Source organism: Stenotrophomonas sp. SRS1, assembly GCF_026130205.1.
GTDB lineage: Bacteria > Pseudomonadota > Gammaproteobacteria > Xanthomonadales > Xanthomonadaceae > Stenotrophomonas > Stenotrophomonas rhizophila_B.
In genome coordinates this window covers 35,053-60,944 of the sequence record NZ_JAINFD010000004.1, presented here as the reverse complement: position 1 = coordinate 60,944, position 25,892 = coordinate 35,053, and the positions used below count along the sequence as shown (strand labels likewise).

The following is a 25,892-nucleotide window of genomic DNA, read 5'->3' as shown; positions in this document are numbered from 1 at the left end:
GTGCGGTCCGTAGAATGCCCCCTGATTCCCCGCACGCTGCAGTGAGCCCGACATGACCCATGCCCCCGACACCATCGTGGCCATCGCCACCGCGCCCGGCGCGGGCGGCGTCGGCATGCTGCGGCTGTCCGGCCCCCAGGCGCGGCCCATCGCCGAGGCGATCGGCGTGCGCGCGATGCGGCCGCGGCACGCGCATTACGCGCGCTTCCGCGATGCGGGCGGCGAGGTGATCGATGACGGTATCGCGCTGTGGTTTCCCGCCCCGAACAGCTTCACCGGCGAAGAAGTGGTGGAACTGCAGGGGCATGGCAGCCCGGTGGTGCTCCAGCAACTGGTCGCGCGCTGCATTGCACTGGGGGCTCGGCAGGCGCGGCCGGGTGAGTTCAGCGAGCGGGCCTTCCTCAACGGCAAGCTCGATCTGGCCCAGGCCGAGGCGATTGCCGATCTGATTGCTGCCAGCGATACCCGCGCAGCGCGCGCGGCACGCCGCTCGCTGGACGGCGTGTTCTCGCGCCGCGTGGACGAGGTCGCAGAACAGCTTGTTCTGCTGCGGATCCACGTGGAAGCGGCGATCGATTTCGCCGACGAACCACTCGATACCCTCGGCGGCGCGCAGGTCCGCAGTGGCCTGGTCACCGCGCTGCAGGCGCTGATCCGGCTGCGCGAGGATGCCGAACGCGGGCGCAAACTGCGCGACGGTCTGCACGCCGTCCTGGTGGGGCCGCCGAACGCGGGCAAGAGTTCGCTGCTCAATGCGCTGGCCGGTAGTGAACGGGCGATCGTCACCGACATCGCCGGCACCACGCGCGACACCCTGCGCGAGACCATCCGCATCGATGGCCTGGAACTGACCCTGGTCGACACCGCCGGTCTGCGCGAAGGCGGCGATGCGATCGAGCGGGAAGGCATGCGCCGGGCGCGCGCGGAGATGCAGCGCACCGACCTGGCCATCGTGGTGGTCGATGCGCGCGATCCGCAGGCCGGCCGCGACGCGGTGGGCGACAGCATCGCCGACGTGCCGCAGCAGCTGTGGATCCACAACAAGAGTGACCTGCTGGACGCGATGCCGATCGACGACCCAGCGGACGTGGTGCATGTCTCGGCCGCGACCGGCCTCGGCCTGGATCAGCTGCACGCACGCCTGCGCGCACTGGCCAGCGGCAGTGCCGGCGACAGCGTGGACGGTGAGTTCTCCGCGCGGGCCCGCCACGTCGAGGCGATCGGCCAGGCCATCGGCCATGCCGAGCGCGCCGAATCGGAGCTGGTCCACGAGCACCTGGAGTTGGCGGCGGAGGAACTGCGCCTGGCCCATGAGGCGCTGGGCGAAATCACCGGACGGATGAGCGCCGATGACCTGTTGGGGCGTATTTTCTCGAGCTTCTGTATCGGGAAGTAGGTGCACGGCCTTTCTTCGCGCTGTCACAGCCTTGCAGCAGACTGACCGGGTTCTTTATCGACAGGGATTTGCAGTGTCCAAGCAGTTGTGGGGATGTGTGTTGCTGGTGTCGCTGGCCGTGGCACCATCGGTGGCCATGAGCGCTGAATCGTCTTCCTCCACGCCGGCCAAGGCCGCCGTCTACGGCCACCGCGGCGCCAGTGCGCTGCTGCCCGAGCACACGCTCGCCGCGTATGCGCAGGCCATCGCCGATGGCGCCGACTACATCGAGCCGGACCTGGTGATGACCAAGGACGGCGTGCTGGTATCGCGCCACGAGAACGAGATCGGCGGCACCACCGATGTGGCTGCGCATCCCGAGTTCGCCAGCCGCAGGACCGTCAAGACCATCGACGGCGAGCGCATCGAAGGCTGGTTCACCGAAGACTTCACCTTGGCCGAGCTGAAGACGCTGTACGCCCGCGAGCGCCTGCCGCAGCTGCGCAGCACCGCCTTCGACGGCCAGTTCCGCATCGCCACGCTGGACGAGATCATCGCCTTCCTGGTGCAGCAGGCCGGGCGCGCCAACCGCGGCATCGGGCTGGTGCCGGAGATCAAGCACGGCACCTACTTCACGCGCATCGGCCTGCCGATGGAAGACAAGGTGGTCGCCGCGCTGCAGGGCAACGCCTACACGCGCGTGGCACCGGTGACGATCCAGTCCTTCGAGGTCGGCAACCTGCGTTACCTGCGCGGCAAGCTCGGCCGCGACAGCAACATCCGCCTCCTGCAGTTGCTCGGCGATCCCAAGCAGCAGCCCGGTGACGTGCTGGCCGCCAAGGGCAGCCAGCGCTATGCCGACCTGATCACACCGGTGGGACTGCGCGAGGTCGCGACCTACGCCGACGGCATCGGCCCGAGCCTGCGCATGGTCATTCCACTGGATGCGCAGGGGAAGCTGGACACCCCGACCTCGCTGGTGCGTGATGCGCATGCGGCCGGGTTGATGGTGGTGCCGTATACGTTCCGGCCGGAGAACTACTTCCAGGCCGCGGAGTTCCGCAGCGGCGAGCCGAATGCCCGCAATGCCGAAGGCTCGGTCGCCGAGATGCGCGCCTACCTGGCCACCGGCATCGATGCGTTCTTCACCGATGACCCGGCGCTGGGCCGGCGTGCGGTGGATGGGGATGGGACACCGGCGACCCGGTAGGTACCGACCGTTGGTCGGTACGATCGTGATCGGCGCGCTATCGGACTATCCGGCGCACGGCAGCCACGCATGGCGTGGCTCTACCGTGGCATGCCATCAGATGGCGCTGCCGGTCAGTCCAGCGATGACCCTTCATCGCGCCGCCGGAACGGCAGCACCACGAAGTCGCGGCCCTCGCGCGGCTGCCACAGCACCGGCACGCGGGTCGGGGAGGGCGGTTCCAGATCGGCGTCGCGCGCAGCGTCGATGTCGTCCTCTTCCTCATCCTCCCAGCTGTAGCGCTTGCGCGGCGCCATCGGGTCGGACAAGCGGAACAGCAGCGCGCTGATGATGCCGGCGAAGGCACCGCCCATATGCGATTGCCAGGACACGCCCGGCTCGTGCGGGAGGATGGTCAGCAGCATGCTGCCGTAGAACAGGAAGGCGATCAGCCCGGCGGCGATCGCTGGCCGGTCGCGGCGCAGCAGGCCGAGCACGAACACCAGGAACATCAGGCCGTGGGTGATGCCACTGGCGCCCAGATGGCGGCTGCCCAGATCGCCGAGCAGCCAGGCACCGAGCCCCGAACCCACCCACAACAGGGGCAGCGCGCGCACGGTGGCCTTGGGATAGACGCTGCCGGCCAGGGTGCCGAGGATCAGCAGGGCTGCCGCATTGGCACCCAGATGCTGGATCGAGCCGTGCAGCAGCGGTGCACCGAGAATGCCGAGCAGGCCGGCCTTGTCCAATGGGGCAACCGCCCACGGACGCCAGTCGACGTGGCCCTGGGCGGTATACACCGCGACCAGCAGCAGCACGAAGGCCAGGCTCAGGTTGAACGCCCGCAGTACACCACCACGGTCGTTGCGGGACGGGACCGGCGGCGTGCCGGTGGGCTGGGGCAGGTTGGCGTTCATACCCTTAGGGATGGCGTCGCCCCGGATGAACACAAGGGCAACGCCGTGGGAGAGAGAGGTGCCGCCTGCGGGACAATCCCGCAGGCGGCACGGTCGGTCAGGCGTGGCCGCCTTCCTTCGGCGGGTTCTTCAGGCTCAGCACCACGGTCGCGGCGATGATCACCGCCACCACACCCAGCGAGATCGGGGTGGGGATCTTGAAGATGTCGATCAGCATCATCTTGATGCCGATGAAGGCCAGCACCAGGGCCAGGCCGTACGGCAACAGGTGGAAGCGATCGGCCATGCCGGCCAGCAGGAAGAACATCGCGCGCAGGCCCAGCACCGCGAACACGTTCGAGGTCAGCACGATGAACGGGTCGGTGGTGATCGCAAAGATCGCCGGGATGCTGTCCACCGCGAAGATCACGTCGGTCACCGCGATCAGGATCAGCACCACGAACAGCGGCGTGAACCACCGCTTGCCATCGCGCATGACGCTCATGGCATTGCCGGCATAGTCCGGCAGCAGGCGCAGGTGCTTGCGCATCCAGCGCAGGGCGGGATTGGTCTCCAGATCCGGCTCGCTGCCGGCCGAGAACCACATCTTCCAGCCGGTGAAGAGCAGGAACGCGCCGAACACGTAGAGCAGCCAGTGGAACTTGGTCAGCAGCACGCTGCCGGCGAAGATCATGATCGTACGCAGCACGATCGCTCCGAGGATGCCGATGATCAACACCTTCTGGCGCTGTTCCTCGGGCACCGCGAAGTAGCCCATGATCATCAGGAACACGAAGATGTTGTCCACCGCCAGGGCTTTCTCGACCAGGTAACCGGTCAGGAACTCCAGGCCGACCTTGTTGGCCACCACCTGGCCGGCGGTCTCGTTCAGGTAGTACCAGAGGCCACCGTTGAAGGCCAGGGCGAGGGCGACCCAGCCGATGGACCACCACAGGGCTTCCTTGAAGGTGACCTTGTGTGGGCCGCCATGTCGCATCAAGACGAGGTCGACCAGTAGCGCGATGATCACCACCGCGCCGAAGCCGCCCCACAACCACACATTACCGATCGTCTGCATTGGGTTTATCCGTTGGAAAAAATAGAGTGCCTCAAGCCGGACGGCGAGGATCTGCAACGGAGGATCGGGGGGATCCAGGGACAGAGCTTCGCCATACGGCGAAGGTCTCGCTCGCAGTCCCGATGGGTGGGACTGCCGTTGCACCGGAGCCTGCGGGCTCGAATTGACGGCGACAACGTCTGGGAGCTACTCCCCTTCTGGGGCCGATTCTGCGGGGTGCCGGGGGCCGGCGTCAAATGGTTTCCATGTAGTGACGGCCGCTGGCCGTCAACCAGGTAGCGGCCGGGTTTACCGCGCTGACGGCCAGCGGCCGTCACTACCAAAGCGTCGTGGGCCTCGCCGCTAGTACCGAGGGCTGCGGGCTTCCCGTTTACAATGCGCATATGAATACCCCTGCCCCCGTTGTCCGCCTCAAGAACGCCTGGCGCTCCAGCCACCCGTGGATCTTCCAGAAACTGGTCGAAAAGCCGGCCGTCCGTCCCAAACCCGGTGCCATCGTCGACGTCGTCGGCGTGGACGGGGAGTGGATCGGCCGTGGCTTCTACAACGGTCATTCGCGCATTGCCGTGCGCATCCTGGAGACCGATCAGGCCATCCCGGTCGACGCCGGCTGGTTCTCGCGCAAGATCGCCCAGGCGGTGTCGCTGCGTCGTGAGGTGCTCAAGCTGGACGAGATCTCCGATGCCTGGCGCGTGGTCCACAGCGAAGGCGACGGTCTGTCCGGCCTGGTCGTGGACCGCTACGGCGACCTGGTCGTGGTCGAATTCTTCGCCGCCGGCATGTTCCGCCACCGCGAGTGGGTGTATGAAGCCCTGCGCGAACAGTTCCCGGGCTGCCGTTTCCACAGCTTCGCCGACGAGCACGTGCAGAAGCAGGAGAGCTTCGACTTCCACGGCAACACCACCACCGAAGCCTCGGTGATCACCGAGTACGGCGTGAAGTTCCGCGCCGACCCGGCCGGTGCCCACAAGACCGGCTTCTTCGCCGATCAGCGTGAGAACCGCCAGTGGCTGAGCCAGCAGGTGGAAGGCAAGACCGTGCTGGACCTGTGCTGCAACACCGGTGGCTTTGCGGTGTACGCCGCCGCGCGCGGTGCGGCCGAGGTGGTCGGCATCGATATCGATGAAGACGTGATCGCGATCGCCAAGGGCAACGCCAAGCTCAACAACGTGCGCCCGAAGTTCATCCAGTCCGACATCTTCCCGTGGCTGCGCGATGCATCCAACCGCGGCGAAAAATACGACGTGGTGATCCTGGATCCGGCCAAGATGACCCGCGACCGCGACCAGGTCATCACCGCGCTGAAGAAGTACCTGGACATGAACAAGCTGGCGCTGGGCGTGGTCAAGCCCGGTGGCCTGCTCGCCACGTTCTCGTGCACCGGCCTGGTAGCCGAAGATCAGTTCCTGGACATGCTGCGCCGTGCCGCGTTCTACGCCGGCCGTACCATCCAGATCCTGAAAGTGGCCGGCGCCGGTCCGGACCACCCGTTCATGGCCCACGTGCAGGAATCGCGCTACCTCAAGGCCGTGTTCTGCCGCGTGGTGGACTGATTCGCAGGATCCCGGCCACGTTCGGCATCGGGTAGTGCCGGCCGCTGGCCGGCTCCTCCTGGTCGCCGATTGTCGCGGGGAGCCGGCCAGCGGCCGGCACTACCGTTTGTTGTCCTCTCGGCGCTATGGTCTGACGCTTCTCAACCAAGGTGAGGCGTCATGACGTTGCGCAGTCTGTCTTTGCTGGTTTCGCTGGCGTTGTGCACGCCGCTGGCCGCCCACGCGATCGCGTTCACCCCGCAGGAACTGGCCAAGGCGTCCGCGCTGCAGCAGCGGCTGCTGACGCTGGACAGCCATCTGGATACGCCGGCCAACTTCCACCGCGACGGCTTCGACATCACCCAGCGGCACGACCACAACGCGCTGTCGCAGGTGGACTACCCGCGCATGGTCGAAGGCGCGCTGGATGGCGGCTTCTGGGCGATCTACACCGATCAGGGCGACCGCAGCGCACAAGCGCACCAGCATGACCGCGATGCCGGCCTGCTGCGGCTGACCGAGATCCGCGAGATTCTCGCCGCGCATCCGGACACCTTCCAGCTCGCGCTGACCGCCGCCGATGCCGCGCGCATCAAGGCCGCCGGCAAGCGCGTGGTCTACATCAGCATGGAGAACGCCAGCCCGCTGGTCGACGATCCCACGCTGCTCAGTTACTACCACCTGGCCGGCCTGCGCCTGCTCAGCACGGTGCACTTCGCCAACAACGAGTTCGCCGATTCGGCCACTGATCCCAAGGGTGCCGAGTGGAAGGGCCTGAGTCCGGCCGGCAAAGCGCTGGTGGATGAAGCGGTGCGGCTGGGCATCGTCATCGATCAGTCGCATGCTGCCGATGCGGTGTTCGATGATCTGATCGAGCGCATGCCGGTGCCGTTCGTGCTCTCGCACAGTTCGGCCAAGGCGATCTACAACCATCCGCGCAACCTCGACGATACGCGCCTGAAACAGCTGGCCAAGGCCGGTGGCGTGATCCAGGTCAACGCCTATGGTGGTTATCTGATCGACACCGCCAAGAGCGAGGCGCGCAAGGCGGCCGAGACGGCGCTGATGGCGCAGCTGGGCACCGATTACGTCGGCATGAGCATCCAGCAGGGTGTCGCGCTGAAGAAGGGGTTGGAGGAAATCGACCAGCGCATTCCGCTGCGCAAGGCCACGCTCGACGATTTCTTCGCCCACCTCGAGCACATCCTCAACGTGGTCGGCCCCGGACACGTGGGTATCGGGTTGGACTGGGATGGCGGCGGTGGCCTGGCGGATCTGCCCGACGTGAGCCAGTTGCCGAAGATCACCGCGTGGCTGCTGCGCAAGGGCTACAGCGAGAAACAGATCGCCGGTATCTGGGGCGGCAACCTGCTGCGCGTCATGCAGCAGGCACAGGATCACGCGGCCAAGGTCGCCGCCGCGAAGTCCTGAGTACAGGGGGCAACACGCGCGCTGCCCGGCAGCGCGGCTTCACCAGCGCCCACAAAGAAAAAGGCAGGCCCAGGGCCTGCCTTTTTCACACCCGGTCATCGCCGGCCGGTGGCCGGCGCGATCGCTCAGCGCTTGCCCAGCACCGCATTGCGACGCCCGTAGGCGAAGTAGGCGATCAGGCCCAGAACGTTCCAGCCCAGGAAGTACAGCTGGGTGGTGCTCGGCAGGCTGAAGAACAGGTACACGCAGCCGATCATCGCCAGCGGGCCGACCACATAGGCCAGCGGCGTGCGGAACTTGCGCACGCGGTTGGGCTCGCGCTTGCGCAGCACCACCAGGCACAGGCCCACCGCCGTGAACGCGGCCAGGGTGCCCGCGTTGGCCAGCGCGGCGATCTCGTCCAGGCGTGCCACGCCGGCCAGCGCGGCCACCAGCACCGCGGTGAACAGCGTGGTGGCGACTGGCGTTCCGGTGCGCGCGCTGACCTTGGACAGCCCACGCGGCAGCAGGCCGTCGCGCGACATGACGAAGAAGATCCGGCTCTGGCCGTACAGGAAGGCCAGCAGCACGGTCGGCAGCGCGATCACGGCGGCAGCGCCGATCCACTTGGCCGCACCCGGGCTGCCCAGCTCGCGCAGGATCAGCGCCAGCGGCTCGGCGCTCTGGCCGAAGATCGTGTAGCTCATCGCACCCACGGCAGCCAGCGCCACCAGCACGTAGATGATGGTGCAGCCGACCATCGAGCCGATGATGCCGATCGCCAGGTCGCGCTCGGGCTTCTTGGTTTCTTCAGCGGCGGTGGAGATCGCATCGAAGCCGTAGAACGCGAAGAAGATGATCGCGGCGGCCGCCATCACCCCGCGTTCGACGCCATCGGCGCCCAGCGACTTGACGAAGCCGAACGGCATGAACGGCTCCATGTGGCTGGTGTCGAAGTGCGGCATCGCAATGGCCACGAACACAGTCAGCGCGATGATCTTGATCACCACCAGAACGGCGTTGAGGGTCGCGCTCTCTTTGGTGCCGGCCATCAGCATGCCGGCCACCAGGAAGGTGATCAGCACCGCCGGCAGGTTGATGAAGCCGCCTTCCACGTGGGGGCCGGCGGTCAGCATCAGGGGCAGGTCGATGCCGAAGCCGTGCAGGAAGCCGACCGCGTAGCCGGACCACCCGACCGCGACCGTACTCACCACCAGCGAGTATTCCAGTATCAGGCTCCAGCCGACCACCCAGGCCACCACCTCGCCCAGGGCGGTGTAGCTGTAGGTGTAGGCGCTGCCGGCGGCCGGCATCATCGTCGACAGCTCGGCGTAGGACAGGGCCGCGCAGGCGCAGACCGCGCCGGCGATGGCGAAGGAAATCAGCACCGCGGGGCCGGCCAGGTTCGCGCCGACACCGATCAGGGTGTAGATGCCGGTGCCGACGATGGCGCCGATGCCCAGCGCGATCAGGTGCGGCCAACTCAGGGTCGGGATCAGTTGCCTGCCGGCTTCATGGACGGTGACAGTGTCTAGGGACTTGCGCCGGAGCAATGACATGGGGCCTCGCGGTGGATGACTGTGAACGACAAGTCTGCGAGTTTTACCGAACGCGGCGCAGCATTACTACTGCCAAGCGTCGTAAGCGGCTGCACCGCCCGCATGACTGAGGCGAAGGTGACGAAACCGGCACAAAGACCGGAGGCTCATTCCCAGTGGCAGCCGGTGTCGGAGATCGCACCGACGTCTTCACCGAACGCGGTCTGCTTGCCCGTCCGCGCGTTGGTGTAGGAGAAGCCATAGATGCGCGCACCCTGGGTGCTGATCGCATAGTGGCCGATGACCTTGCCGTCCAGGTGCTCGTCCCACACCGTGTCGAACTGCCACGGGCGGTCTTCGGCCAGTACCGTGCTCTCCTGCGAGGCCAGGGTCAGCCGCAGCCACGCGGTCTTGCCGGCGTAACGCACATGGCTGACCCGCTCACCGCCCACGGCGCCCTCGGGGAGTTTCCATTCAAGATGGATCTGCTGGCGGCTGCCACCGGTCAGGCAGCGGATTTCATCGGCGTGCGCCGGCGCGATGGCCAGCAGCAGCAACAGCGGGGCGAGCCAGCGCATGGGGCAGGGTCCATCCAGACAGAAAGAGCACCATTGTCCTCCCCCGCGCACGCTGCCGGCAGCCTCGGCCGGATCGAGCGTCACGATCCGGCCGGTGGCACCTCAGCGGTTCAAGGTCGCCATGGCCGCCGGGGCATAGCGCGCGCCGGCGGCGGCATGGGCCGGGAAGATCGCATCGATCCTTGCCAACTCGTCGGCAGTGAGCCGCACCTGCAGCGCGCCAAGGTTTTCCTCCAGATAGGCCAGCCGCTTGGTGCCCGGGATCGGGACCAGATCCTCACCCTGCGCCAGCACCCAGGCCAGGGCGAGCTGCCCGGGGCTCACGCCCTGGGTCGTGGCCATCGCGGTCACCGCATCCACCAGAGCCAGGTTGCGGTCGAAGTTCTCGCCCTGGAAGCGCGGCGATTGGCGGCGGTAGTCATCGGCATCGAAATCGGCCGGGCTGCGGATCGCGCCGGTCAGGAAGCCACGGCCCAGCGGCGAGTAGGGCACGAAGCCGATGCCGAGCTCACGCACCGTCGCCAGCACACCGTTGTCTTCCGGATCGCGTGACCACAGCGAGTACTCGGTCTGCACCGCGGTGATCGGATGCACCGCATGGGCGCGGCGGATCGTGCCGGCCGAGGCCTCGGAGAGGCCGAGGAAGCGCACCTTGCCCTGTTCGACCAACCGCGCCATCGCCCCCACGGTGTCTTCGATCGGCACCGTGCCGTCCACGCGGTGCTGGTAGTACAGGTCGATGTGGTCCACGCCCAGCCGCTGCAGGCTGGCCTCGCAGGCGGCGATCACGTACTCCGGGCGGCCATCGACGCTGCGCGCGGCGGTGTCGCTCGGCTCCAGCTTGATCCCGAACTTGGTGGCGAGAAACACCTGGTCGCGGCGGTCGGCGATCGCCTTGCCGACCAGTACTTCGTTGGTGTGCGGGCCGTACATGTCGGCGGTGTCGAGCAGGGTGACACCGCGCTCCAGCGCGCGGTGGATGACCGCGGTCGATTCGGCATCGCTGCTGCGGCCGCCATAGAAGGCGCTCATGCCCATGCAGCCCAGGCCGAGCGCGGAAACAGTGGGGCCATCGCGGCCAAGGGTACGGGTCTGCATGCGGTACTCCGGGGAAGGGAAGGAACAGGACCAGCATCCTCCTGCGGACTATGTGGATAAACTGGCTGCTCCCGCATCGTCCTTGAAGCCAGCCTTCACAATGAGCGCCCAGCATCCCCTGCCTGCCGTGGTCGCGTTCGCCCGCGTCGCGCACCATGCCAGCTTCACCCGGGCCGCTGACGAGCTGGGCGTATCGCCCTCGGCGCTATCGCAGACGGTGCGCGCGCTGGAGGCCCACCTTGGCGTGCGGCTGCTGCAACGGACCACGCGCCGGGTCGGCCTGACCGAGCAGGGCGCGCGCTTCCTGGCGCAGGTACGCGAGGGCCTGGCCCGGATCGATGCCGCGTTCGAAGACCTGGACCAGCAGCGCGATGTCCCCGCCGGCAAGCTGCGCATCAACGTGCCGCGGATCGCTGCCGAACTGCTGGTGCTGCCGCACCTGCCCGGCTTCCTGGCGCGTTATCCCCAGATCGAGGTGGAGCTGTTCGTGGAAACCGCGCTCACCGATCTGGTTGCCGGCGGCTTCGACGCCGGCATCCGGCTGGGCGAAAGCCTGGCCCGCGGCATGATCGCGGTGCCGATCGGGCCGCTGGAGCGGCAGGTAGTGGTGGCTACGTCGGACTATCTGGCCACGCACGGTGTGCCCGCCACCCCGGCCGACCTGGTCGGGCACGAGTGCATCGTGCACCGGCTCAGCACCGGCCGGCGGATGGCGTGGGAGTTCACCGGCGAGGGTCGCGATTTCGAGGTGGAGGTGGCGGGCCGGCTGGTGTTCAACGACGCCGGGCTGATCCATGCCGCCGTTATCAGAGGCATGGGGCTGGCGCAGGGCTTTGAGGCACTCTACGCCGGCGATGTGGCGGCCGGCCGCCTGCAGTGCGTGCTGCAGGATTGGCAGCAGCCGTTCGCCGGCTTCCACCTGTACTACCCGGCACGCGAGCAGATGGCGCCCAAGCTGCGGGTGTTCATCGACCATCTGCGCGAGGCGATGCGGCGCTGAGGCTCTCGGCTCATCCGCCGCCTGGCAACAGGGCGGCCGCCCAGTCCGCGAGCGGTGGATGACCCTGTGGATAGATCACCTGCGCATCGCCGGGGAAGCGCTTGCAGCACAGCACGCCATCGGCATCGAACAGACGCCAGCCCTGCGCGGCGGCTTCGGCTTCGGCGATACGGTGGCGCAGCCCGATCAACAGGCTGGCGTGGCAGTCGAACAGGCAGGCACGCAGATCGATCCGGTCCACCGGCTGCAACCCGGCAACGATCCGCGAGACCGCCGGGTGGGCCAGGTCGATCCGATGGGTGTGCATGCCGAGCAGGCGCTCGTCATGACCACTCAGGTGCTGCACGAAGTAGACAGGTGAAGGCATGGTGTCCCCGCAGCGTTGCGCACGCGCCGGGGAGGCGACGTTGGACGATGGCGCCGATTGGACACGTCACCGGCACGCAGGGGAATCTCAATGTTTGAATGAAAACCGAGCGTCGCGATGATGTTCCCTATCCGCGGGCGAACACGACGCGCGCTGTCGTCGTGCACCACGTCTGCCCGCAAGGGCTCAGCCGCTCACGCCCAGCCGCACACCGAACCCGACCAGGAACACCCCCGCCACCCGCCTCAGCCAAAGCCCGACACGCGGGTGCTGCAGAATCCGACGGCGAAGCAGGTTGCCCACCCCGATCAGCACCGAGCAGTAGGCCAGCCCCATGACGAAGATGATCAGCGCCATGGTCGCAAACGTCACCACACCCTGGTGCCGTGCCGGATCGATGAACAACGGCAGGAAGGCCATGTAGAAGATGATCGCCTTCGGGTTGAGCAGGTTGATCAGCACCGCCTGGCGGAAGTAGTGGCCCGGCGTGAGGCGGATGCCACCTTCCTCGCCCTGGGCGCGCGGCTGGCGCAGCAGGCCGATGCCGATCCACACCAGGTACCCCGCGCCGAGGTACTGCACCGCGTGGAACACCAGCGGGTTGGCCTTGAGCAGCGCCGCCACCCCGGCCACCGCCAGCCACATCAGGATCTGGTCGCCCAGCAGCAGGCCGAACAGCGCCGTGTACCCGCCGCGCACGCCGCCGCGGCCGGTGGCGGTGAGCAGGGTGAAGGTGCCCGGGCCCGGCAGTGCCAGGAACACCAGCACGGCAGCAACAAAGGTCCACAGATCCTGGATGCCCATCCACGGCATGGCGGCGACTCGACTACGGGGGAGGGGCATTGTCCGGCAGCCGCGCGCCGGGCGATAGCGTCAGCGCGCGCCGGCCGGCAACCCGGCAAGCAGCGGCTGCAGCCGTTGCGCGAACAACGCATGCAACTGCCGGATCGCCGGCGAGAACTGCTTGCGGTGCGGACACACCAGGTTCAACGGCAGGTTGTCGCCGGCCCCGTCCAGCAGCACCTGCAGGCGCCCGGCCTGCACATCGGCGCAGATATCCAGCCACGATTTGAACACGATCCCTTCCCCGGCCACCGCCCAGCGGCGGACCACGTCGGCATCGTCGCAGACCATGTTGCCGCGCACCGGGATCACCGTGCGCCGGCCATCGGCTTCGAAGCTCCAGCGGTCGTACGCGCGCCCGGCCAGTTGATAGAGCAGGCAGTGGTGCTCTTTCAACGCCTCCAGGCTGTCCGGCGTACCGTGCCGGGCCAGGTAGTCCGGTGAGGCGGCCAGCACCCGGCGGTTGCCCGGCAGCAGGGGCAGGGCAACGTAGCTGGCGTTGTCGAAGCGGCCCAGGCGGAAGGCGATATCGACCGGATCGCGGAACACATCGGCGACCTGGTCGGACAACTGCAGGCGCAGCTGCAGCTTCGGGTGCGCGGCGCGGAACTCGGTCAGCCACGGCAGCAGCAGGTTGCGGCCCAGATCCGAGGGTGCGGCCACCTGCAGCGTGCCGCGCAGTTCGGCATCCTCGCCACGCACCCGGGCCTCGCCCTCGCGCAGCGCGGCCAGCACCTCCTGCGCATAGGGCAGGTACAGCGCGCCCTCGGCGGTCAGGCGCAGGCTGCGGGTGGAGCGCACGAACAGGCGCAGGTCCAGCTCGCGTTCCAGCCGCGCCACCGCCGCAGCGACCTGGCCGGGCAGCAGATCGGCCTCGCGTGCGGCGTTGGAAAAGCTGCCCAGCGCGGCGGTGCGGACGAACAGGGCGAGGTCGTCCAAGCGGACCATTTTCATTCCTGCTGTGAAAGTGCTGCCCGATTTTGCGCCTTTCTCCACCCCGCCGTGAAGCGCAGGCTGTCCGTCTTCCCCACTGGATCTCCCCCGATGAAAGCCGTTGCCTATACCCAGCATGGCCTGCCGATCAGCGACCCCGCCGCGCTGGTGGACATCACCCTGCCGATCCCCACCCCCGGCCCGCGCGACCTGCGGGTCGAGGTCCGCGCGATCTCGGTGAACCCGGTCGATACCAAGGTCCGCACCGGCGTGGCCGTCACCGAGCCCCGCGTACTGGGCTTTGACGCAGTCGGCATCGTGGATGCGGTGGGCGACGAGGTGACGCTGTTCCAGCCCGGCGACGCGGTCTTCTATGCGGGCGCGATCGGCCGCGCCGGCAGCAACGCCGAGTATCAGCTGGTGGACGAGCGCATCGTCGGCCACAAGCCGGCCAGCCTGGATGATGCCGCCGCGGCGGCGCTGCCGCTGACGGCGATCACCGCCTGGGAGTTGCTGTTCGATCGCCTGCGCATCGCGGAAAACGGCGGCGAAGGGCAGACCCTGCTGGTGATCGGTGCCGCCGGTGGGGTCGGCTCGATCCTGGTGCAGCTGGCCCGCCAGCTGACCCGCCTGACCGTGATCGGCACCGCCTCGCGCCCGGATACCCAGGACTGGGTCTACGCGCTGGGCGCGCACCATGTGATCGACCACACCCAGCCGCTGAGCGAAGGCCTGCAGCGCCTGGGGATCGCCGAGGTCAGCCATGTGGCCAGCCTGACCCATACCGACCAGCACTACGATCAGATCGTCGCCGTGCTGGCGCCGCAGGGTCAGCTGGCGCTGATCGACGATCCCGGCCAGCTCGATGTGATGGCGCTCAAGCGCAAGAGCCTGTCCCTGCACTGGGAATCGATGTTCACCCGGTCCAGCTTCAACACGCCCGATGTGCAGCGGCAGCATGAGCTGCTCGAGCGCGTGGCAGCGCTGATCGATGCGGGCGTGCTGCGTACCACGCTCGGCGAACACTACGGCCGCATCAACGCCGCCAACCTGCGCCAGGCACACGCCCTGATCGAGAGCCACCGCGCGCGCGGCAAGCTCGTGCTCGAAGGGTTCTGACGCAGCCAATGAGACCGCCGCGGCCTACACTTGGCGCATGCAAACCGAATTCCTCATTCTCGGCGGCCTGGTGTGTGCCGTCCTCGTGCTGCAGCTGCTCGCGCTGCTGCGGCGTTCCGGCAACGGCGATCTCGAACAGACCCTGCGCGAGGAAGCGCGGATCGGCCGCAGCGAACTGCGTGAGCAGCTCGAAGGCCTGGGCCGCCAGCAGGACGCCCGGCTGGAAAGTTTCGCGCGCGCGCTGACCGATCTGTCGACCCGCACCGACCAGCGCCTGGACCTGCTGCGCGATGCGCTCGGTGAAGACGCGCGCAAGGCCCGCGAGGAAAGCACGCTCAGCCAGCAGCGCACCGGCGACCTGCTGGCCCTGCGCATGCAGGAAGTGCGTGCGCAGCTGGAAGCGTTCGGGCAACAGCAGCAGGCGCGCATCGAAGCATTCGGCCAGCAGCTGGTGGAACTGACCACGCGTACCGACAGCCACATGGCCGCGCTGCGCCAGGCCCTGGCCGAAGACGCGCGCCTGGGCCGCGAGGAAACCGGGCAGTCGCAGCAGCGCCTGGCCGAATCGCTGGGCCTGCGCCTGCAGGAAATGACCCAGCGCAACGAGCAGCGTATCGGCGAGATGCGTGCCACGCTCGAGCAGCAGCTCAAGAGCCTGCAGAGCGACAACGCCGAGAAGCTCGACCAGATGCGCGTGACCGTTGACGAAAAGCTGCAGACCACCCTGGAAACCCGCCTGGGTGCTTCGTTCCAGCTGGTCTCCGAGCGGCTGGAGCAGGTCCAGCGCGGGCTCGGCGAAATGCAGCAGCTGGCCACCGGCGTGGGCGACCTCAAGCGCGTGCTGACCAACGTCAAGAACCGCGGCAGCTGGGGTGAAGTGCAGCTGGACAACATCCTCGAGCAGACGCTCACCCAGGAGCAGTACGCGCGTGGCGTCAAAGTACGCCCGGACAGCAACGAGATCGTCGATATCGCCGTGCGCCTGCCGGGCCGCGGCCATGAAGACACGCCGGTGTGGCTGCCGATCGATTCCAAGTTCCCGCGCGAGGATTACGAGCGCCTGCTCGATGCGCAGGAGCAGGGCGACGTCGAGGGGGTGCGCGTGCAGGGCGCGCAGCTCGAACGCGCGATCCGCATCCAGGCCAAATCGATCTGCGACAAGTACATCGCCCCGCCGCACACCACCGATTTCGCAGTGATGTTCCTGCCTACTGAAAGCCTGTACGCCGAAGTGATCCGCCGCCCTGGCCTGATCGACCTGCTGCAGCGCGACCATCGCGTGGTGGTGGCCGGCCCGACCACCGTGACCGCGTTGCTCAACAGCCTGCAGATGGGCTTCCGCACGCTGGCCATCGAACAGCGCTCCAGTGAAGTGTGGGGTCTGCTCGGTGCGGTCAAGAGCGAGTTCGGCAAGTTCGCCGGCATCCTGGAAAAAGCCGAGAAGCAGATCACCACGGTCGGCCGCAGCCTCGGCGAAGCCAGCCGCAAGACGCGCACCATCGAGCGTCGCCTGCGCAGCGTGGAAACGTTGGGCAGTGAACAGACCCAGGACCTGCTCGGCGACATGAGCGGCGAAGACGAGGACGTGACTGGCGACGAACCCAGCCCGCTGCAGGACTAGGCGCCGACGCCATGCATGCATGCGATCGCGCATGCTGCGTGGCACGTCTTTTCCCCGCCTTCTCCCATCGTTCAAGGAACCGTCCATGCGCCTGCCCCTGATGCTGTCCCTCCTGTTCGCCCTGGCCGGGTGCAGCAGTACCCCACCTGCAGACACCACCGCAGCGACACCCGCCACGCCCAGCGCCGCCGAATGCACCGCCGCCGGTGGCAGCCTGCAGCCGCTGGGTCGCCTGCAGCGCGTGCAGTGCGTGGTGCCCTACGCCGATGCCGGCAAGGCCTGCAGCGCCAAGGCCGACTGCACCGGCCAGTGCCTGGCCACCGGTGATGTCGCGCCGGGAACGGCCGCCCGCGGCGTCTGCCAGCGCGATGTCAGCCAGAACTTCGGCTGCCGCCAGCGCATCGATGGCGGTGTGACACTGGGCACGATCTGCGTCGACTGACCGCCCCACGGCACGGCTATGCTGTGCCTCCCCCGATGCAACGCAAGGAATCTGCAGTGAGCCAGACCGTCTACGACATCCCCGTTACCACCATCGAAGGTCAGCCCACCTCGCTGGCCGACTACCGCGGCAAGGTGCTGCTGGTCGTCAACGTCGCCTCCAAGTGCGGCCTGACCCCGCAGTACGAAGGCCTGCAGGCGCTGTACGCCGACAAGCAGGCCGCCGGCCTGGAAGTGCTGGGTTTCCCGGCCAACAACTTTCTGGCCCAGGAGCCGGGCAGCGAAGCGGACATCCAGCAGTTCTGCCAGCTGGAATACAACGTCAGCTTCCCGATGTTCGCCAAGATCAGCGTGGCCGGCGAGGACACCCATCCGCTGTACCAGCAGCTGACCGCCGCACAGCCGGCCGCCACCGGCGAAGGCCCGATGCGCGAGAAGCTGCAGGGCGCCGTGGCCCAGTATCCGGAGCTGGTGGTCAACGCCGCCCCGGGCGTGCTGTGGAACTTCGAGAAGTTCCTGATCGGCCGCGACGGCCAGGTGATCGCGCGCTTCGCCCCGGACGTGCCGGCGGACGATGCCCGCCTGGTGGCCGCGATCGACGCCGCGCTGGCGGCCTGATCCACGCGCAGTGCATCGCGTGGTGCTTGTGCGCGCCACGCGATGCAGCGAGGATGTTCGATGCCGCTACGCCTGCGGTACGCGACTGGGGAAGGGGACATGGAGTTGTTGACGCTTGAACACTTTGCCGGCTGCGTGAACGAGACGTTCGCCGCCGAGTTCGATGGCATGCAGATGGAGTTCGTGCTCGTCGAGGCGCGGCCACTGCCGCAGACGCGCGTGGATACCGCACGTGCGCCGTTCTCGCTGTTGTTCCGCAATGGCGCGCCGATCGTCTTCCCGCAGCAGATCTATCCGATGCGGCATGCGCGGGTGGGCGAGGTGGGCATCTTCCTGGTGCCGATCGCGCAGGAACGTGCCGGTTTCCTGTACCAGGCCGTCTTCAACTGACAGGACGGTGCGTGGGCTCCCAGCGCATGGGCACGTAGAGTTCGCCCGCCTCCGCGGCGGTGGCGACAAACCCCATCCGCTGGTACAAGCGGAACGCAGCGTGGTTGTGCTGCATCACATGCAGCCGCAGCGCGCGCCCCTGCGCCGCACAGGCCTGCTGCTGGCAACCGATCACCGCCGTGCCGATGCCGGTGCCGCGTGATGACGGCAACAGGCTGATGTCCACGATGAGGTCCTCCTCACCGTCTTCATCGACATAGAAGCGCCCCACCGGCTGGTCCTCGCGCAGGATCGCCAGGTAATGCGCGCGCGGGTGCTGGGCCAGGTAGTGCTGGTGCTGGGCCACGAACTGCTGCGACAGGAACTGCCCCTTGGCAGCGTCCGGCCAGGGCACCGACCGGAGTTCCTCCTCGCGTGTGCTCGCATACAGCTGCACCAGCCAGGGCAGGTCATTGTCGCGCAGCGGGCGCCATTGCCAGCCGGTGTCCCCGGCGACCCCGGCCAGCGCTGGGCGCCGCTCCAGAGGGAACGGCGCCAGCGTCGCGGGCAGCATCAGTCGAACGCAGGGAACTCGCCCTGCAGGGCAATGCAGAAGTTCACCGCCAGGTAGGGCTGCTGGTTGTTGTGTGGCTGGCTGCCACCGTTGCTGGGTAGCAGCATGGACGGGGACAGCGGCGTATCCGGCGTTGCGTTGCTGAAGGGCTTGACGGCGTTGGACCCGGGCTGGGAAAGACCACCACCGGCAACCGGGACGCCGCTGCGTTTGCTGGTGTCGGTCTGCGCGAACGCGGTCAGCGTGTGCCCATGGGCAGGCATCTGCACTGTGCTCAACGCCACCTGGGAGACGCCGAATGTGTCGCCGATCGAGCGCGGGGTCAGGCTGTCGCCGGTGCCCGTCCCTCCGCCAGCGCGGGCGCTGAAGTTGGGCAGCTGGAAGGTGACGGTGCCGTTGCCGCCGTACTGGATGCCGAGCAGCGAAAACAAGGCGGTGTTCTGCTGGATCGCCAGCGTAGCGCCGTTGCAGAACGCCCATCCGTTAGGGGCGAAGTTGAAGCCGAACGGCTGGATCTGTCCGATGTAAGGTTCGGTCATGTCGGTTCTCTGGGCGAAACGAAGGAAGGGTCAGGCCTGCTGCGGGAAGATGCCGGAATAGGCGATGCAGTACTGCACCGTCAGGGTGGGCATGCAGTTCTCGTGCGCCTGATTGCCACCGTTGCTGGTCACGGCCAACGCCTCCATCGCCAGTGCGGTCGCCCCGTTGGTGTCGGTGACATAGAAGGTCTCGCCACTGACGGCGCCCGGTATCGCGGTGGCGGCGGGCGCCTCCAGCGTGGCCACCCCGCTGGAGACCGACAGCGCATGGGTGTGGGCCGGCATCTGTGGCAGGGTCAGCGTGACCGACTCGGTTCCGGACACCGCGCCCAGCGAGCGATTGCTGAGCCCCGGGCCCTGGCCCATGTGCACCGGCACGCGGCCGCGCATGTCCGGCACGGCGAAGGTGCTCTGGCCGTCACCGCCAAAGGTCGTGCCGAGCAGCGCGAAGAGCACGTCGTACTCTGAGATCGGTATCAGTGCGCCGTTGCAGCCAAGCCATCCACTGGGAACGCGGTTGAATCCGAACATACGGATTTCGCCGACGAAAGGTACGCTCATCTGATCATGCTCCTTGTGAGTAACGCATGGCCGGCAACGGCCGGCCCCGTGATCAACTGCGGGAAGGGAAGATTCCCTGCAGCGCGATGCAGAAGTTGAGCGTGGTGTAGGGCTGCATGTTCGGATGGGGCTGGGTGCTGCCTGCCGGGGCGACCGACGACGGTGCCTGTGCAACCAGCGCTCCGCCCTGGGCTGCATACAGCTTGGTCGTGCCGCCGCCGGCGAACGTGCGCCCGGTGGGGTTGCGGTTGTCGCCGGCAGCGGCCACGCCCACGACCTGGTGGCCATGCGCAGGCAACTGCGTGGGCAACAGGGTCACGTTCTCGGTCCCGGCCTGCTGACCGATCTGCATGGCCGGCGGCTGCCATGCTCCATCGGCCGATGGCGCATACGCGACGGGCGTGCGCCCGCGCAGATCCGGTAGGCCGAAGGTGGTGACGCCATTGCCGCCGTACTGCACGCCCAGTAGTGAAAACAACGCCTGGTTCTGGTTGATGGGCAGCAATTGCCCGTTGCATTGCGCGAAATACTTGGGTGCAAAATTGAACCCGGCCATCATGATCTGGCCGACGAAGAATTCGCTCATCTGATCCCCCTTGGATGCTGAGCGCGGCGCCGGACTGGCGCGCAGCTACTCTGAACGCCATTCAGGCTGTTCACAAGTCCCGTCGCTGGGGGCTTTCGTCGACACGGGGACTCTGTTCCAATGGCGCCAAAGGGGGGAGGCGTGGAATGCCTGCCGCTGGCGACGTCAGGGAACGACGGGAGCATCATGCTCCCGGGGCAGCCGGCACGGGACGCGCACCTCGATGTTGTTATGCATCAGGTGGATTCTTTCCAAGGGGGAAAGGTCATGGCATTCCGTACCCGATACGCGCGTACCGCGCGTGTTTTCTCGACCGTGTTCGTCCTGTTCTGCGCCGCCCTGTGCTGGTCGAACGCCGCATGGGCGCAGCACACCTCTCCGGTATGCGCAGCGAAATCGGCCACCGTTGCCAACGGCGCATCGGTGAGCGTGGACGTCACCGACTGCGCATCAGGCCCGGCGTACTTCGGCCTGGGTGCCGTGGATGGGCCGGCCTTTCCGCAGCATGGAACAGCCAACCTGCGCGTGACCGACAATCGCTGGTATGTCGATTACGGCCATGATGGCACTGCCACCACCTCCGATGCGTTCGAGTTCACCGACGGCGAAGCATCCGGCAACGGCGGTGCGGTGCGGGTCACCATCACCATCACGGCGGCGAACTCGTCGATCGTGGTCGCGCCGGCGGCACTGCCGACGCTGACCGCTGGCACCCCCATCTCGCAGACCCTTACCGCCAGCGGCGGTACCGGCCCGTACACCTTCAGTCTGGTGAGTGGCGCGCTGCCGGCCGGGATGACCCTCAATGCGAACACCGTCAGCGGCACGCCCACTGAACGCGGTTCCTACACCTTCACCGTGCGCGCCACCGATGCCACTTCGGCCACCGCCGACAAGGCCTACAGCGGCACCGTGCAGAACCCCAGCCTGAGCCTCACCCCGGCCGCGGCCACGGCCATCCAGGGCGTGGCGTTCTCGCAGACGCTGACCACCATCGGCGGCGTTGCGCCCTTCGCCTACGCGATGGAAGCCAGCAGCCTTCCCACCGGGTTGTCACTCTCTGCAGGCGGGGTGATCAGCGGTACCGCCACCGCGGCCCCTGGCACCTATCCGGTCACCATCCGCGTCACCGACAGCAGCACCGGTACCGGCACCTACTTCGAGGTGGAGAACTTCACCCTGACGGTGAGCGCGGCGCCCAGCGTCAGCATCGCCGTGGCACCGGCCAGCGTCAGCGAGGATGGGGGGAGCAACCTGGTCTACACCGTCACCCGCAGCCTCAACCTGTCCTCGCCGACCGTGGTCAACCTGACCACCGGCGGCACGGCGACCAGTGGCGTGGATTACACCGGCGGCGTCGCCACGGTGTCCATTCCCTCGGGCGCCACCACCGCCACGGTCACCATCAACCCGACCGCCGATGCCACAGTGGAGGCCAACGAAACGGTGATCCTCTCCGTCGCGGTCGGCAGCGGCTACACCGTCGGTGCGCCGGCCAGCGCTACCGGTACGATCCTCAATGACGATGTGCCCACGGCATCGATCACGGTGTCCCCGGCCACGGTCAACGAAGACAGCGGCACCCCGCTGGTCTACACCGTCACCCTGGACCAGCCGAGCCTGGTGCCGCTGTCGATCGCCTACACCGTCGGCGGTACCGCCACCAGCGGCACCGACTACGCGGCGGTGTCCTCGCCGCTGTCGATCGCAGCCGGGGCCACCAGCGGCACGATCACCGTCACGCCCACGGCCGACAGCACTGTGGAAGCCAATGAGACCGTCGTGCTGACGCTGGCTGCAGGCACCGGTTATGGCGTCGGCGCACCGACAAGTGCGACCGGCACGATCCTTGACGACGACCAGCCGGCGTTGAGTATCAATGACGTCAGCCTCAATGAAGGCAACAGCGGCACCACGGCGTTCACCTTCACCGTGTCGCTCAACGCGCCGGCGGGCCCGGGCGGGGTCGCCTTCGACATCGCCACCGCCAACGGCACCGCCACCGCCGGCAGCGACTATGTCGCCCAGGCACTGGCCGGGCAGACCATTGCGGCGGGAAGCAGCAGCGCGACCTTCACCGTGCTGGTCAACGGCGACACGTTCAACGAACCCAGCGAAACTTTCCTGGTCAATGTGAGCAACGTCACCGGTGCCACCGTTGCCGACGCGCAGGGCCTGGGCACGATCGTCAATGATGATGCGCTGCCGTCGCTGTCGATCAATGACACCTCGGTAACCGAGGGCAACGCCGGCACGGTCACCGCCACGCTGACGGTGACGTTGTCGGCGCCCAGCGGGCAGACGGTCACCGTCAACTACGCCACCGCCAATGCCAGCGCGGTCGCGCCCACCGACTACACCAGCGCCAGCGGCACGCTGACCTTCGCACCCGGCGCGACCACCCAGACCATTGCGATCACCGTCAACGGCGACACCACGCCGGAGGCCGACGAAACCTTCGCGGTCAATCTGACCGGACCCACCAATGCCACCCTCGCCGATGCGCAGGGCATCGTGACCGTGCTCAACGATGACCAACCGGTCACCGTCGCGCCGGCGGCGCTGCCGCCTCCGGCGATCGCCGTTGCCTACAGCCAGACCCTCATCGCCAGCGGCGGCAGTGGCAGCTACAGCTATGCGGTCACCACCGGCTCGCTGCCGCCCGGCCTGACCCTGAGCGCGGGCGGCGTGCTTTCCGGTACACCCACCGCTGGCGGCTCATATCCCTTCACGGTGACCGCGACCGATACCAGTGCAGCGCCGGGTCCTTACACCGGTACGCAGGCCTACGTGCTCACCGTGGGCGCACCCACGCTGGTGCTGCCGGGTGGCCCACTGCCGGGGGCAACGCTCGCCCAGCCGTATACCGTCACCGTCGGCCCGGCCAGCGGCGGCACCGCGCCGTACTCCTACGCGATCACCGCCGGCAGCGTGCCGCCGGGATTGAACCTGGCCGGCACCGGTGTAATCAGCGGGACGCCGACCACGCTGGGCACGTTCAACTTCACCGTTACCGCCACTGACAGCAGCACCGGCGTGGGTGCACCGTATTCGGTCAGCACCGCGATGGCGATCACCGTGGCCGATGGCCTGCCGGTCGCGGGCAATGTCAGCAGCGCGGTGGCCTACGGTGCGCCGGCCGCACCGGTGACGCTCGCGCTGTCCGGTGGGGCGGCCAGTTCAGTGGCGGTCGGTACCGCACCGCTGCACGGCACCGCCACAGTGACCGGCCCGACCTCGATCAGCTACCAGCCGGCCGCAGGCTTCGCCGGCACTGACAGCTTCACCTACACCGCCAGCAACGGCACCGGCACTTCAGCGCCGGGCACGGTGACGGTCAGCGTGGGCACCCCGACCATCACCGTCAGCGCCAACAGCGCGTTCTCGGCGGTGGCCGGCGTGCCTTACAGCCAGACCTTCACCTGGTCCGGCGGCGCTGCGCCTTACAGCGGCTACCAGGTGGCCAATCTGCCGGCCGGCCTGTCGATCACCGCCAGCACCGCTGACAGCGTCACCGTCAGCGGTACCCCGACCCAGGCCGGCAGCTTCAACCTGCAGGCCTCGGCGACCGACAGCAGCACCGGCACTGGTCCGTTCACCACCGGCCAGGGCTTCGTACTGAACGTGGCCAGCCCGACCCTGACAGTGACCCCGGCCACCTTGTCACCGGCCACGGCGGGCAGTGCCTACCAGCAGCCGATCACCGCTGCCGGCGGCGTCGCACCGTACACCTACGCGTTGAACGGCACGCTGCCCAGCGGCGTGGCGTTCGACACAGGCACCGGTGTGTTGTCGGGTACGCCGACCCAGGCCGGCAGCTTCGCGCTGATCGTCACCGTCACCGACAGCACCACCGGTACCCCGGCCAGCGTGGTCCAGAACTACACGCTGCAGGTGGCCACACCCACGCTGAGCCTGACGCCGGCCGCCGGCGCCCTGACCCCGACCACGGCGGGCAGCGCCTACCAGGTAGCCTTCGCTGCCGGCGGCGGCGTAGCGCCGTACACCTTCGCCATCACCACTGGCACCCTGCCGGCGGGCCTGGCGCTGGATGCTGCCAGCGGTCGCCTGTCGGGGACGCCCACCGCGGTGGGCACGGTTGCCTTCAGCGTGACCGCCACCGACAGCACCACCGGCACCCCGGCCACCGTGACCCAGGCTTACACGCTCAGCGTGGCCGCGCCGGTGCTGACGCTGACCCCGTCGACCCTGCCGGCCGGGTTGTTCGCCAACGCCTACCAGCAGCAGCTCTCCACCAGCGGTGGCACCGCCCCGTACACCTACGCGGTAACCACCGGCGCGCTGCCCGGCGGCCTGGCGCTGGCCGCGTCGGGTGCGCTGACCGGCACGCCCACCGCCGCGGGTGCGTTCGCCTTTACCGTCACCGCCACCGATGCACTGGGCTTCACCGGCACACGCGACTACACCGTGCAGGTGACCCAGCGCCCTGACCCGACCCGCGACCCGGAAGTGCGTGGGTTGCTGTCGGCGCAGGCCGACGCCGCGCGGCGCTTCGCCAGCTCGCAGATCGAGAACCTCCAGCAGCGCATGCAGCGCCTACATGGCGCCAGCCGCAGCAACGGCTTCAGCAACAACCTGGGCCTGGCCTACGGGCCGCAGCGCTGCGATCCGGCGGTGGGCAGTCTGCCCGGAAGTGACTGCGACGCTCAGCGCCGCCAGCCGTTCGATCGGGAACCGGGGCTGGATGCGCCGGCCGCGACCGGCACTGGCTCGCAGGCACCGCTTGGCTTCTGGGTGGGCGGCACGATCCGCAGCGGCCGGACCAACGGACACGGGAGTGCCGGCGGTGACTTCAACACGGACGGCGTCACCCTTGGCAGCGACCTGCAGGTGGGCGACGACCTTGCCGTCGGCATCGGCCTGGGCTATGGCCGCGACCGCACCGATGTAGGTGAGAACGGCAGCCGCAGCGATGGCCAGGCCTTCACCCTGGCGGTGTACGGCAGCTACAGCCCCGGCCAGCATCTGTTCGTGGATGCACTGTTGGGCCACCAGTTGCTGGACTACGACCTGCGCCGCTACGTGACCAGCGACGGCAGCTTCGTGCATGCCCGTCGCGATGGCAGCCAGTGGTTCGGTTCGCTGTCTGTCGGTGCCGACCTGCTCCGTGGCAGCTGGCAGTTCACCCCGTATGCGCGACTGGACGCGTCGCGCGGCACGCTCGACCGCTATGTCGAGCAGGGCAGCGACCTGTTCTCCCTGCGCTACGGCGATCAGGACGTGGACACCAGCACCGGTAACGCGGGCTTGCGCATCGAGTCGCGAAAGACCGCAGCATGGGGTGCCTGGACGCCGCAACTGCGGGTGGAGTACCAGCACGACTTCAGCGGCAGTGGCACAGCCACGATGCAGTACGCCGACTTGGTCGGGGTGCCGTTCTATCGCACCACGCTGGCTGGCTTCAACCGCAACCGCTGGATGCTGGGCGCCGGGGTGATGTTCGACTTCGGCCGGGCATGGGGCCTGCGGGTGGACTACCGTGGGCTGGTCGGCAGTGATGACCGCGACCACGGCGTCCAGATCAGTCTGGACAAACAGCTGTAGGACATCGCCACCGACCCGCGGTGGCACGATGCAGAGCAATAAAAAACCCCGCAGTGGCGGGG

The 25,892-nt window shown here is 67.8% G+C and carries 23 protein-coding genes; 11 read left to right on the top strand and 12 right to left on the bottom strand.

The window, feature by feature from the left end; all coding sequences use genetic code 11:
- Positions 1–52 precede the first annotated feature (52 nt).
- Both mnmE and K4043_RS15375 read left to right on the top strand, forming a co-directional pair.
- Positions 53–1,396 (top strand): tRNA uridine-5-carboxymethylaminomethyl(34) synthesis GTPase MnmE, encoded by a 1,344-nt coding sequence (gene mnmE, locus K4043_RS15380; RefSeq protein ID WP_265309847.1) that lies wholly within the window; start codon positions 53–55, stop codon positions 1,394–1,396.
- A gap of 136 nt (positions 1,397–1,532) precedes the next feature.
- Complete coding sequence (locus tag K4043_RS15375) at positions 1,533–2,585, top strand: glycerophosphodiester phosphodiesterase (RefSeq protein WP_265310024.1); 1,053 nt, start codon at positions 1,533–1,535, stop codon at positions 2,583–2,585.
- Between the two features lie 113 nt (positions 2,586–2,698).
- Here the strand turns inward: K4043_RS15375 and K4043_RS15370 are convergent, their stop codons facing one another.
- Positions 2,699–3,481: a rhomboid family intramembrane serine protease gene (locus K4043_RS15370; RefSeq protein WP_265309846.1), complete on the bottom strand. Its 783-nt coding sequence runs from the start codon at positions 3,479–3,481 to the stop codon at positions 2,699–2,701.
- A 97-nt stretch (positions 3,482–3,578) separates the two neighbouring features.
- Positions 3,579–4,538, bottom strand: coding sequence for a TerC family protein (locus K4043_RS15365; RefSeq protein ID WP_123730941.1), 960 nt, complete (start codon positions 4,536–4,538; stop codon positions 3,579–3,581).
- 383 nt (positions 4,539–4,921) lie between these two features.
- On the opposite strand from K4043_RS15365, the gene K4043_RS15360 reads away from it, so the two are divergent.
- Positions 4,922–6,091, top strand: a complete 1,170-nt coding sequence (locus K4043_RS15360; protein ID WP_123730940.1) for a class I SAM-dependent rRNA methyltransferase — start codon at positions 4,922–4,924, stop codon at positions 6,089–6,091.
- Positions 6,092–6,250: 159 nt separating this feature from the next.
- Positions 6,251–7,501 (top strand): dipeptidase, encoded by a 1,251-nt coding sequence (locus tag K4043_RS15355; protein WP_265309845.1) that lies wholly within the window; start codon positions 6,251–6,253, stop codon positions 7,499–7,501.
- Positions 7,502–7,626: 125 nt separating this feature from the next.
- Here the strand turns inward: K4043_RS15355 and K4043_RS15350 are convergent, their stop codons facing one another.
- The 3 genes from K4043_RS15350 to K4043_RS15340 form a co-directional block, all read right to left on the bottom strand.
- On the bottom strand, positions 7,627–9,039 hold the full coding sequence (locus K4043_RS15350; protein WP_123730938.1) for an amino acid permease: 1,413 nt from the start codon (positions 9,037–9,039) through the stop codon (positions 7,627–7,629).
- Positions 9,040–9,185: 146 nt separating this feature from the next.
- Positions 9,186–9,596 (bottom strand): hypothetical protein, encoded by a 411-nt coding sequence (locus tag K4043_RS15345; RefSeq protein WP_265309844.1) that lies wholly within the window; start codon positions 9,594–9,596, stop codon positions 9,186–9,188.
- 102 nt (positions 9,597–9,698) lie between these two features.
- Positions 9,699–10,694 carry an aldo/keto reductase gene (locus K4043_RS15340; protein ID WP_265309843.1) on the bottom strand — a complete coding sequence of 332 codons (996 nt, stop codon included), beginning with the start codon at positions 10,692–10,694 and terminating at the stop codon, positions 9,699–9,701.
- A gap of 100 nt (positions 10,695–10,794) precedes the next feature.
- Between K4043_RS15340 and K4043_RS15335 the strand changes: the two genes are divergently transcribed.
- Positions 10,795–11,694 carry a LysR family transcriptional regulator gene (locus tag K4043_RS15335; protein ID WP_265309842.1) on the top strand — a complete coding sequence of 300 codons (900 nt, stop codon included), beginning with the start codon at positions 10,795–10,797 and terminating at the stop codon, positions 11,692–11,694.
- A 10-nt stretch (positions 11,695–11,704) separates the two neighbouring features.
- Here K4043_RS15335 and K4043_RS15330 read toward each other — a convergent pair whose 3' ends face one another.
- From K4043_RS15330 to K4043_RS15320, 3 genes are all read right to left on the bottom strand, one after another.
- On the bottom strand, positions 11,705–12,061 hold the full coding sequence (locus K4043_RS15330) for a hypothetical protein (protein WP_265309841.1): 357 nt from the start codon (positions 12,059–12,061) through the stop codon (positions 11,705–11,707).
- Between the two features lie 186 nt (positions 12,062–12,247).
- Entirely contained in the window at positions 12,248–12,874 is a 627-nt protein-coding gene (leuE, locus tag K4043_RS15325) for a leucine efflux protein LeuE (protein ID WP_259260749.1), read from the bottom strand.
- A gap of 60 nt (positions 12,875–12,934) precedes the next feature.
- Positions 12,935–13,858, bottom strand: a complete 924-nt coding sequence (locus tag K4043_RS15320; protein ID WP_265309840.1) for a LysR family transcriptional regulator — start codon at positions 13,856–13,858, stop codon at positions 12,935–12,937.
- 90 nt (positions 13,859–13,948) lie between these two features.
- Here K4043_RS15320 and K4043_RS15315 point away from each other — a divergent pair, with 90 nt between their 5' ends.
- The 5 genes from K4043_RS15315 to K4043_RS15295 all read left to right on the top strand — a co-directional run bounded on the left by K4043_RS15315 (position 13,949) and on the right by K4043_RS15295 (position 18,026).
- Positions 13,949–14,956: a zinc-binding alcohol dehydrogenase family protein gene (locus K4043_RS15315; protein WP_123730931.1), complete on the top strand. Its 1,008-nt coding sequence runs from the start codon at positions 13,949–13,951 to the stop codon at positions 14,954–14,956.
- A 37-nt stretch (positions 14,957–14,993) separates the two neighbouring features.
- The gene (gene rmuC / locus K4043_RS15310) at positions 14,994–16,577 is read left to right on the top strand and encodes a DNA recombination protein RmuC (RefSeq protein WP_265309839.1); all 1,584 of its coding nucleotides are present in this window, start codon (positions 14,994–14,996) and stop codon (positions 16,575–16,577) included.
- Between the two features lie 85 nt (positions 16,578–16,662).
- The gene (locus K4043_RS15305) at positions 16,663–17,019 is read left to right on the top strand and encodes a hypothetical protein (protein WP_265309838.1); all 357 of its coding nucleotides are present in this window, start codon (positions 16,663–16,665) and stop codon (positions 17,017–17,019) included.
- A 56-nt stretch (positions 17,020–17,075) separates the two neighbouring features.
- Positions 17,076–17,636, top strand: a complete 561-nt coding sequence (locus tag K4043_RS15300; protein ID WP_265309837.1) for a glutathione peroxidase — start codon at positions 17,076–17,078, stop codon at positions 17,634–17,636.
- A 99-nt stretch (positions 17,637–17,735) separates the two neighbouring features.
- Positions 17,736–18,026 carry a hypothetical protein gene (locus K4043_RS15295; protein ID WP_265309836.1) on the top strand — a complete coding sequence of 97 codons (291 nt, stop codon included), beginning with the start codon at positions 17,736–17,738 and terminating at the stop codon, positions 18,024–18,026.
- On the opposite strand, the gene K4043_RS15290 is transcribed toward K4043_RS15295, so the two are convergent.
- From K4043_RS15290 to K4043_RS15275, 4 genes are read right to left on the bottom strand one after another with little or no spacing between them, the layout of a single operon-like run.
- Positions 18,019–18,579, bottom strand: coding sequence for an N-acetyltransferase (locus K4043_RS15290; RefSeq protein ID WP_265309835.1), 561 nt, complete (start codon positions 18,577–18,579; stop codon positions 18,019–18,021). The genes K4043_RS15295 and K4043_RS15290 overlap by 8 nt on opposite strands.
- A complete protein-coding gene (locus tag K4043_RS15285) occupies positions 18,579–19,118 on the bottom strand; it encodes a tail fiber protein (protein WP_265309834.1) in 540 nt (179 codons plus the stop codon). Before K4043_RS15285 ends, K4043_RS15290 begins: the two co-directional genes overlap by 1 nt.
- Positions 19,119–19,148: 30 nt before the next feature.
- Positions 19,149–19,679, bottom strand: coding sequence for a tail fiber protein (locus K4043_RS15280; RefSeq protein WP_265309833.1), 531 nt, complete (start codon positions 19,677–19,679; stop codon positions 19,149–19,151).
- Positions 19,680–19,731: 52 nt separating this feature from the next.
- Entirely contained in the window at positions 19,732–20,265 is a 534-nt protein-coding gene (locus K4043_RS15275) for a tail fiber protein (protein WP_265309832.1), read from the bottom strand.
- Between the two features lie 267 nt (positions 20,266–20,532).
- On the opposite strand from K4043_RS15275, the gene K4043_RS15270 reads away from it, so the two are divergent.
- Positions 20,533–25,830 carry a putative Ig domain-containing protein gene (locus K4043_RS15270; RefSeq protein ID WP_265309831.1) on the top strand — a complete coding sequence of 1,766 codons (5,298 nt, stop codon included), beginning with the start codon at positions 20,533–20,535 and terminating at the stop codon, positions 25,828–25,830.
- The last annotated feature ends 62 nt before the right edge of the window (positions 25,831–25,892 follow it).

Bases quoted from the DNA above. Each gene is read 5' to 3' on its own strand.
- mnmE (WP_265309847.1), top strand. From the start codon at position 53: ATGACCCATGCCCCCGACACCATCGTGGCCATCGCCACCGCGCCCGGC.
- K4043_RS15375 (WP_265310024.1), top strand. From the start codon at position 1,533: ATGAGCGCTGAATCGTCTTCCTCCACGCCGGCCAAGGCCGCCGTCTAC.
- K4043_RS15370 (WP_265309846.1), bottom strand. From the start codon at position 3,481: ATGAACGCCAACCTGCCCCAGCCCACCGGCACGCCGCCGGTCCCGTCC.
- K4043_RS15365 (WP_123730941.1), bottom strand. From the start codon at position 4,538: ATGCAGACGATCGGTAATGTGTGGTTGTGGGGCGGCTTCGGCGCGGTG.
- K4043_RS15360 (WP_123730940.1), top strand. From the start codon at position 4,922: ATGAATACCCCTGCCCCCGTTGTCCGCCTCAAGAACGCCTGGCGCTCC.
- K4043_RS15355 (WP_265309845.1), top strand. From the start codon at position 6,251: ATGACGTTGCGCAGTCTGTCTTTGCTGGTTTCGCTGGCGTTGTGCACG.
- K4043_RS15350 (WP_123730938.1), bottom strand. From the start codon at position 9,039: ATGTCATTGCTCCGGCGCAAGTCCCTAGACACTGTCACCGTCCATGAA.
- K4043_RS15345 (WP_265309844.1), bottom strand. From the start codon at position 9,596: ATGCGCTGGCTCGCCCCGCTGTTGCTGCTGCTGGCCATCGCGCCGGCG.
- K4043_RS15340 (WP_265309843.1), bottom strand. From the start codon at position 10,694: ATGCAGACCCGTACCCTTGGCCGCGATGGCCCCACTGTTTCCGCGCTC.
- K4043_RS15335 (WP_265309842.1), top strand. From the start codon at position 10,795: ATGAGCGCCCAGCATCCCCTGCCTGCCGTGGTCGCGTTCGCCCGCGTC.
- K4043_RS15330 (WP_265309841.1), bottom strand. From the start codon at position 12,061: ATGCCTTCACCTGTCTACTTCGTGCAGCACCTGAGTGGTCATGACGAG.
- leuE (WP_259260749.1), bottom strand. From the start codon at position 12,874: ATGCCGTGGATGGGCATCCAGGATCTGTGGACCTTTGTTGCTGCCGTG.
- K4043_RS15320 (WP_265309840.1), bottom strand. From the start codon at position 13,858: ATGAAAATGGTCCGCTTGGACGACCTCGCCCTGTTCGTCCGCACCGCC.
- K4043_RS15315 (WP_123730931.1), top strand. From the start codon at position 13,949: ATGAAAGCCGTTGCCTATACCCAGCATGGCCTGCCGATCAGCGACCCC.
- rmuC (WP_265309839.1), top strand. From the start codon at position 14,994: ATGCAAACCGAATTCCTCATTCTCGGCGGCCTGGTGTGTGCCGTCCTC.
- K4043_RS15305 (WP_265309838.1), top strand. From the start codon at position 16,663: ATGCGCCTGCCCCTGATGCTGTCCCTCCTGTTCGCCCTGGCCGGGTGC.
- K4043_RS15295 (WP_265309836.1), top strand. From the start codon at position 17,736: ATGGAGTTGTTGACGCTTGAACACTTTGCCGGCTGCGTGAACGAGACG.
- K4043_RS15290 (WP_265309835.1), bottom strand. From the start codon at position 18,579: ATGCTGCCCGCGACGCTGGCGCCGTTCCCTCTGGAGCGGCGCCCAGCG.
- K4043_RS15285 (WP_265309834.1), bottom strand. From the start codon at position 19,118: ATGACCGAACCTTACATCGGACAGATCCAGCCGTTCGGCTTCAACTTC.
- K4043_RS15280 (WP_265309833.1), bottom strand. From the start codon at position 19,679: ATGAGCGTACCTTTCGTCGGCGAAATCCGTATGTTCGGATTCAACCGC.
- K4043_RS15275 (WP_265309832.1), bottom strand. From the start codon at position 20,265: ATGAGCGAATTCTTCGTCGGCCAGATCATGATGGCCGGGTTCAATTTT.
- K4043_RS15270 (WP_265309831.1), top strand. From the start codon at position 20,533: ATGGCATTCCGTACCCGATACGCGCGTACCGCGCGTGTTTTCTCGACC.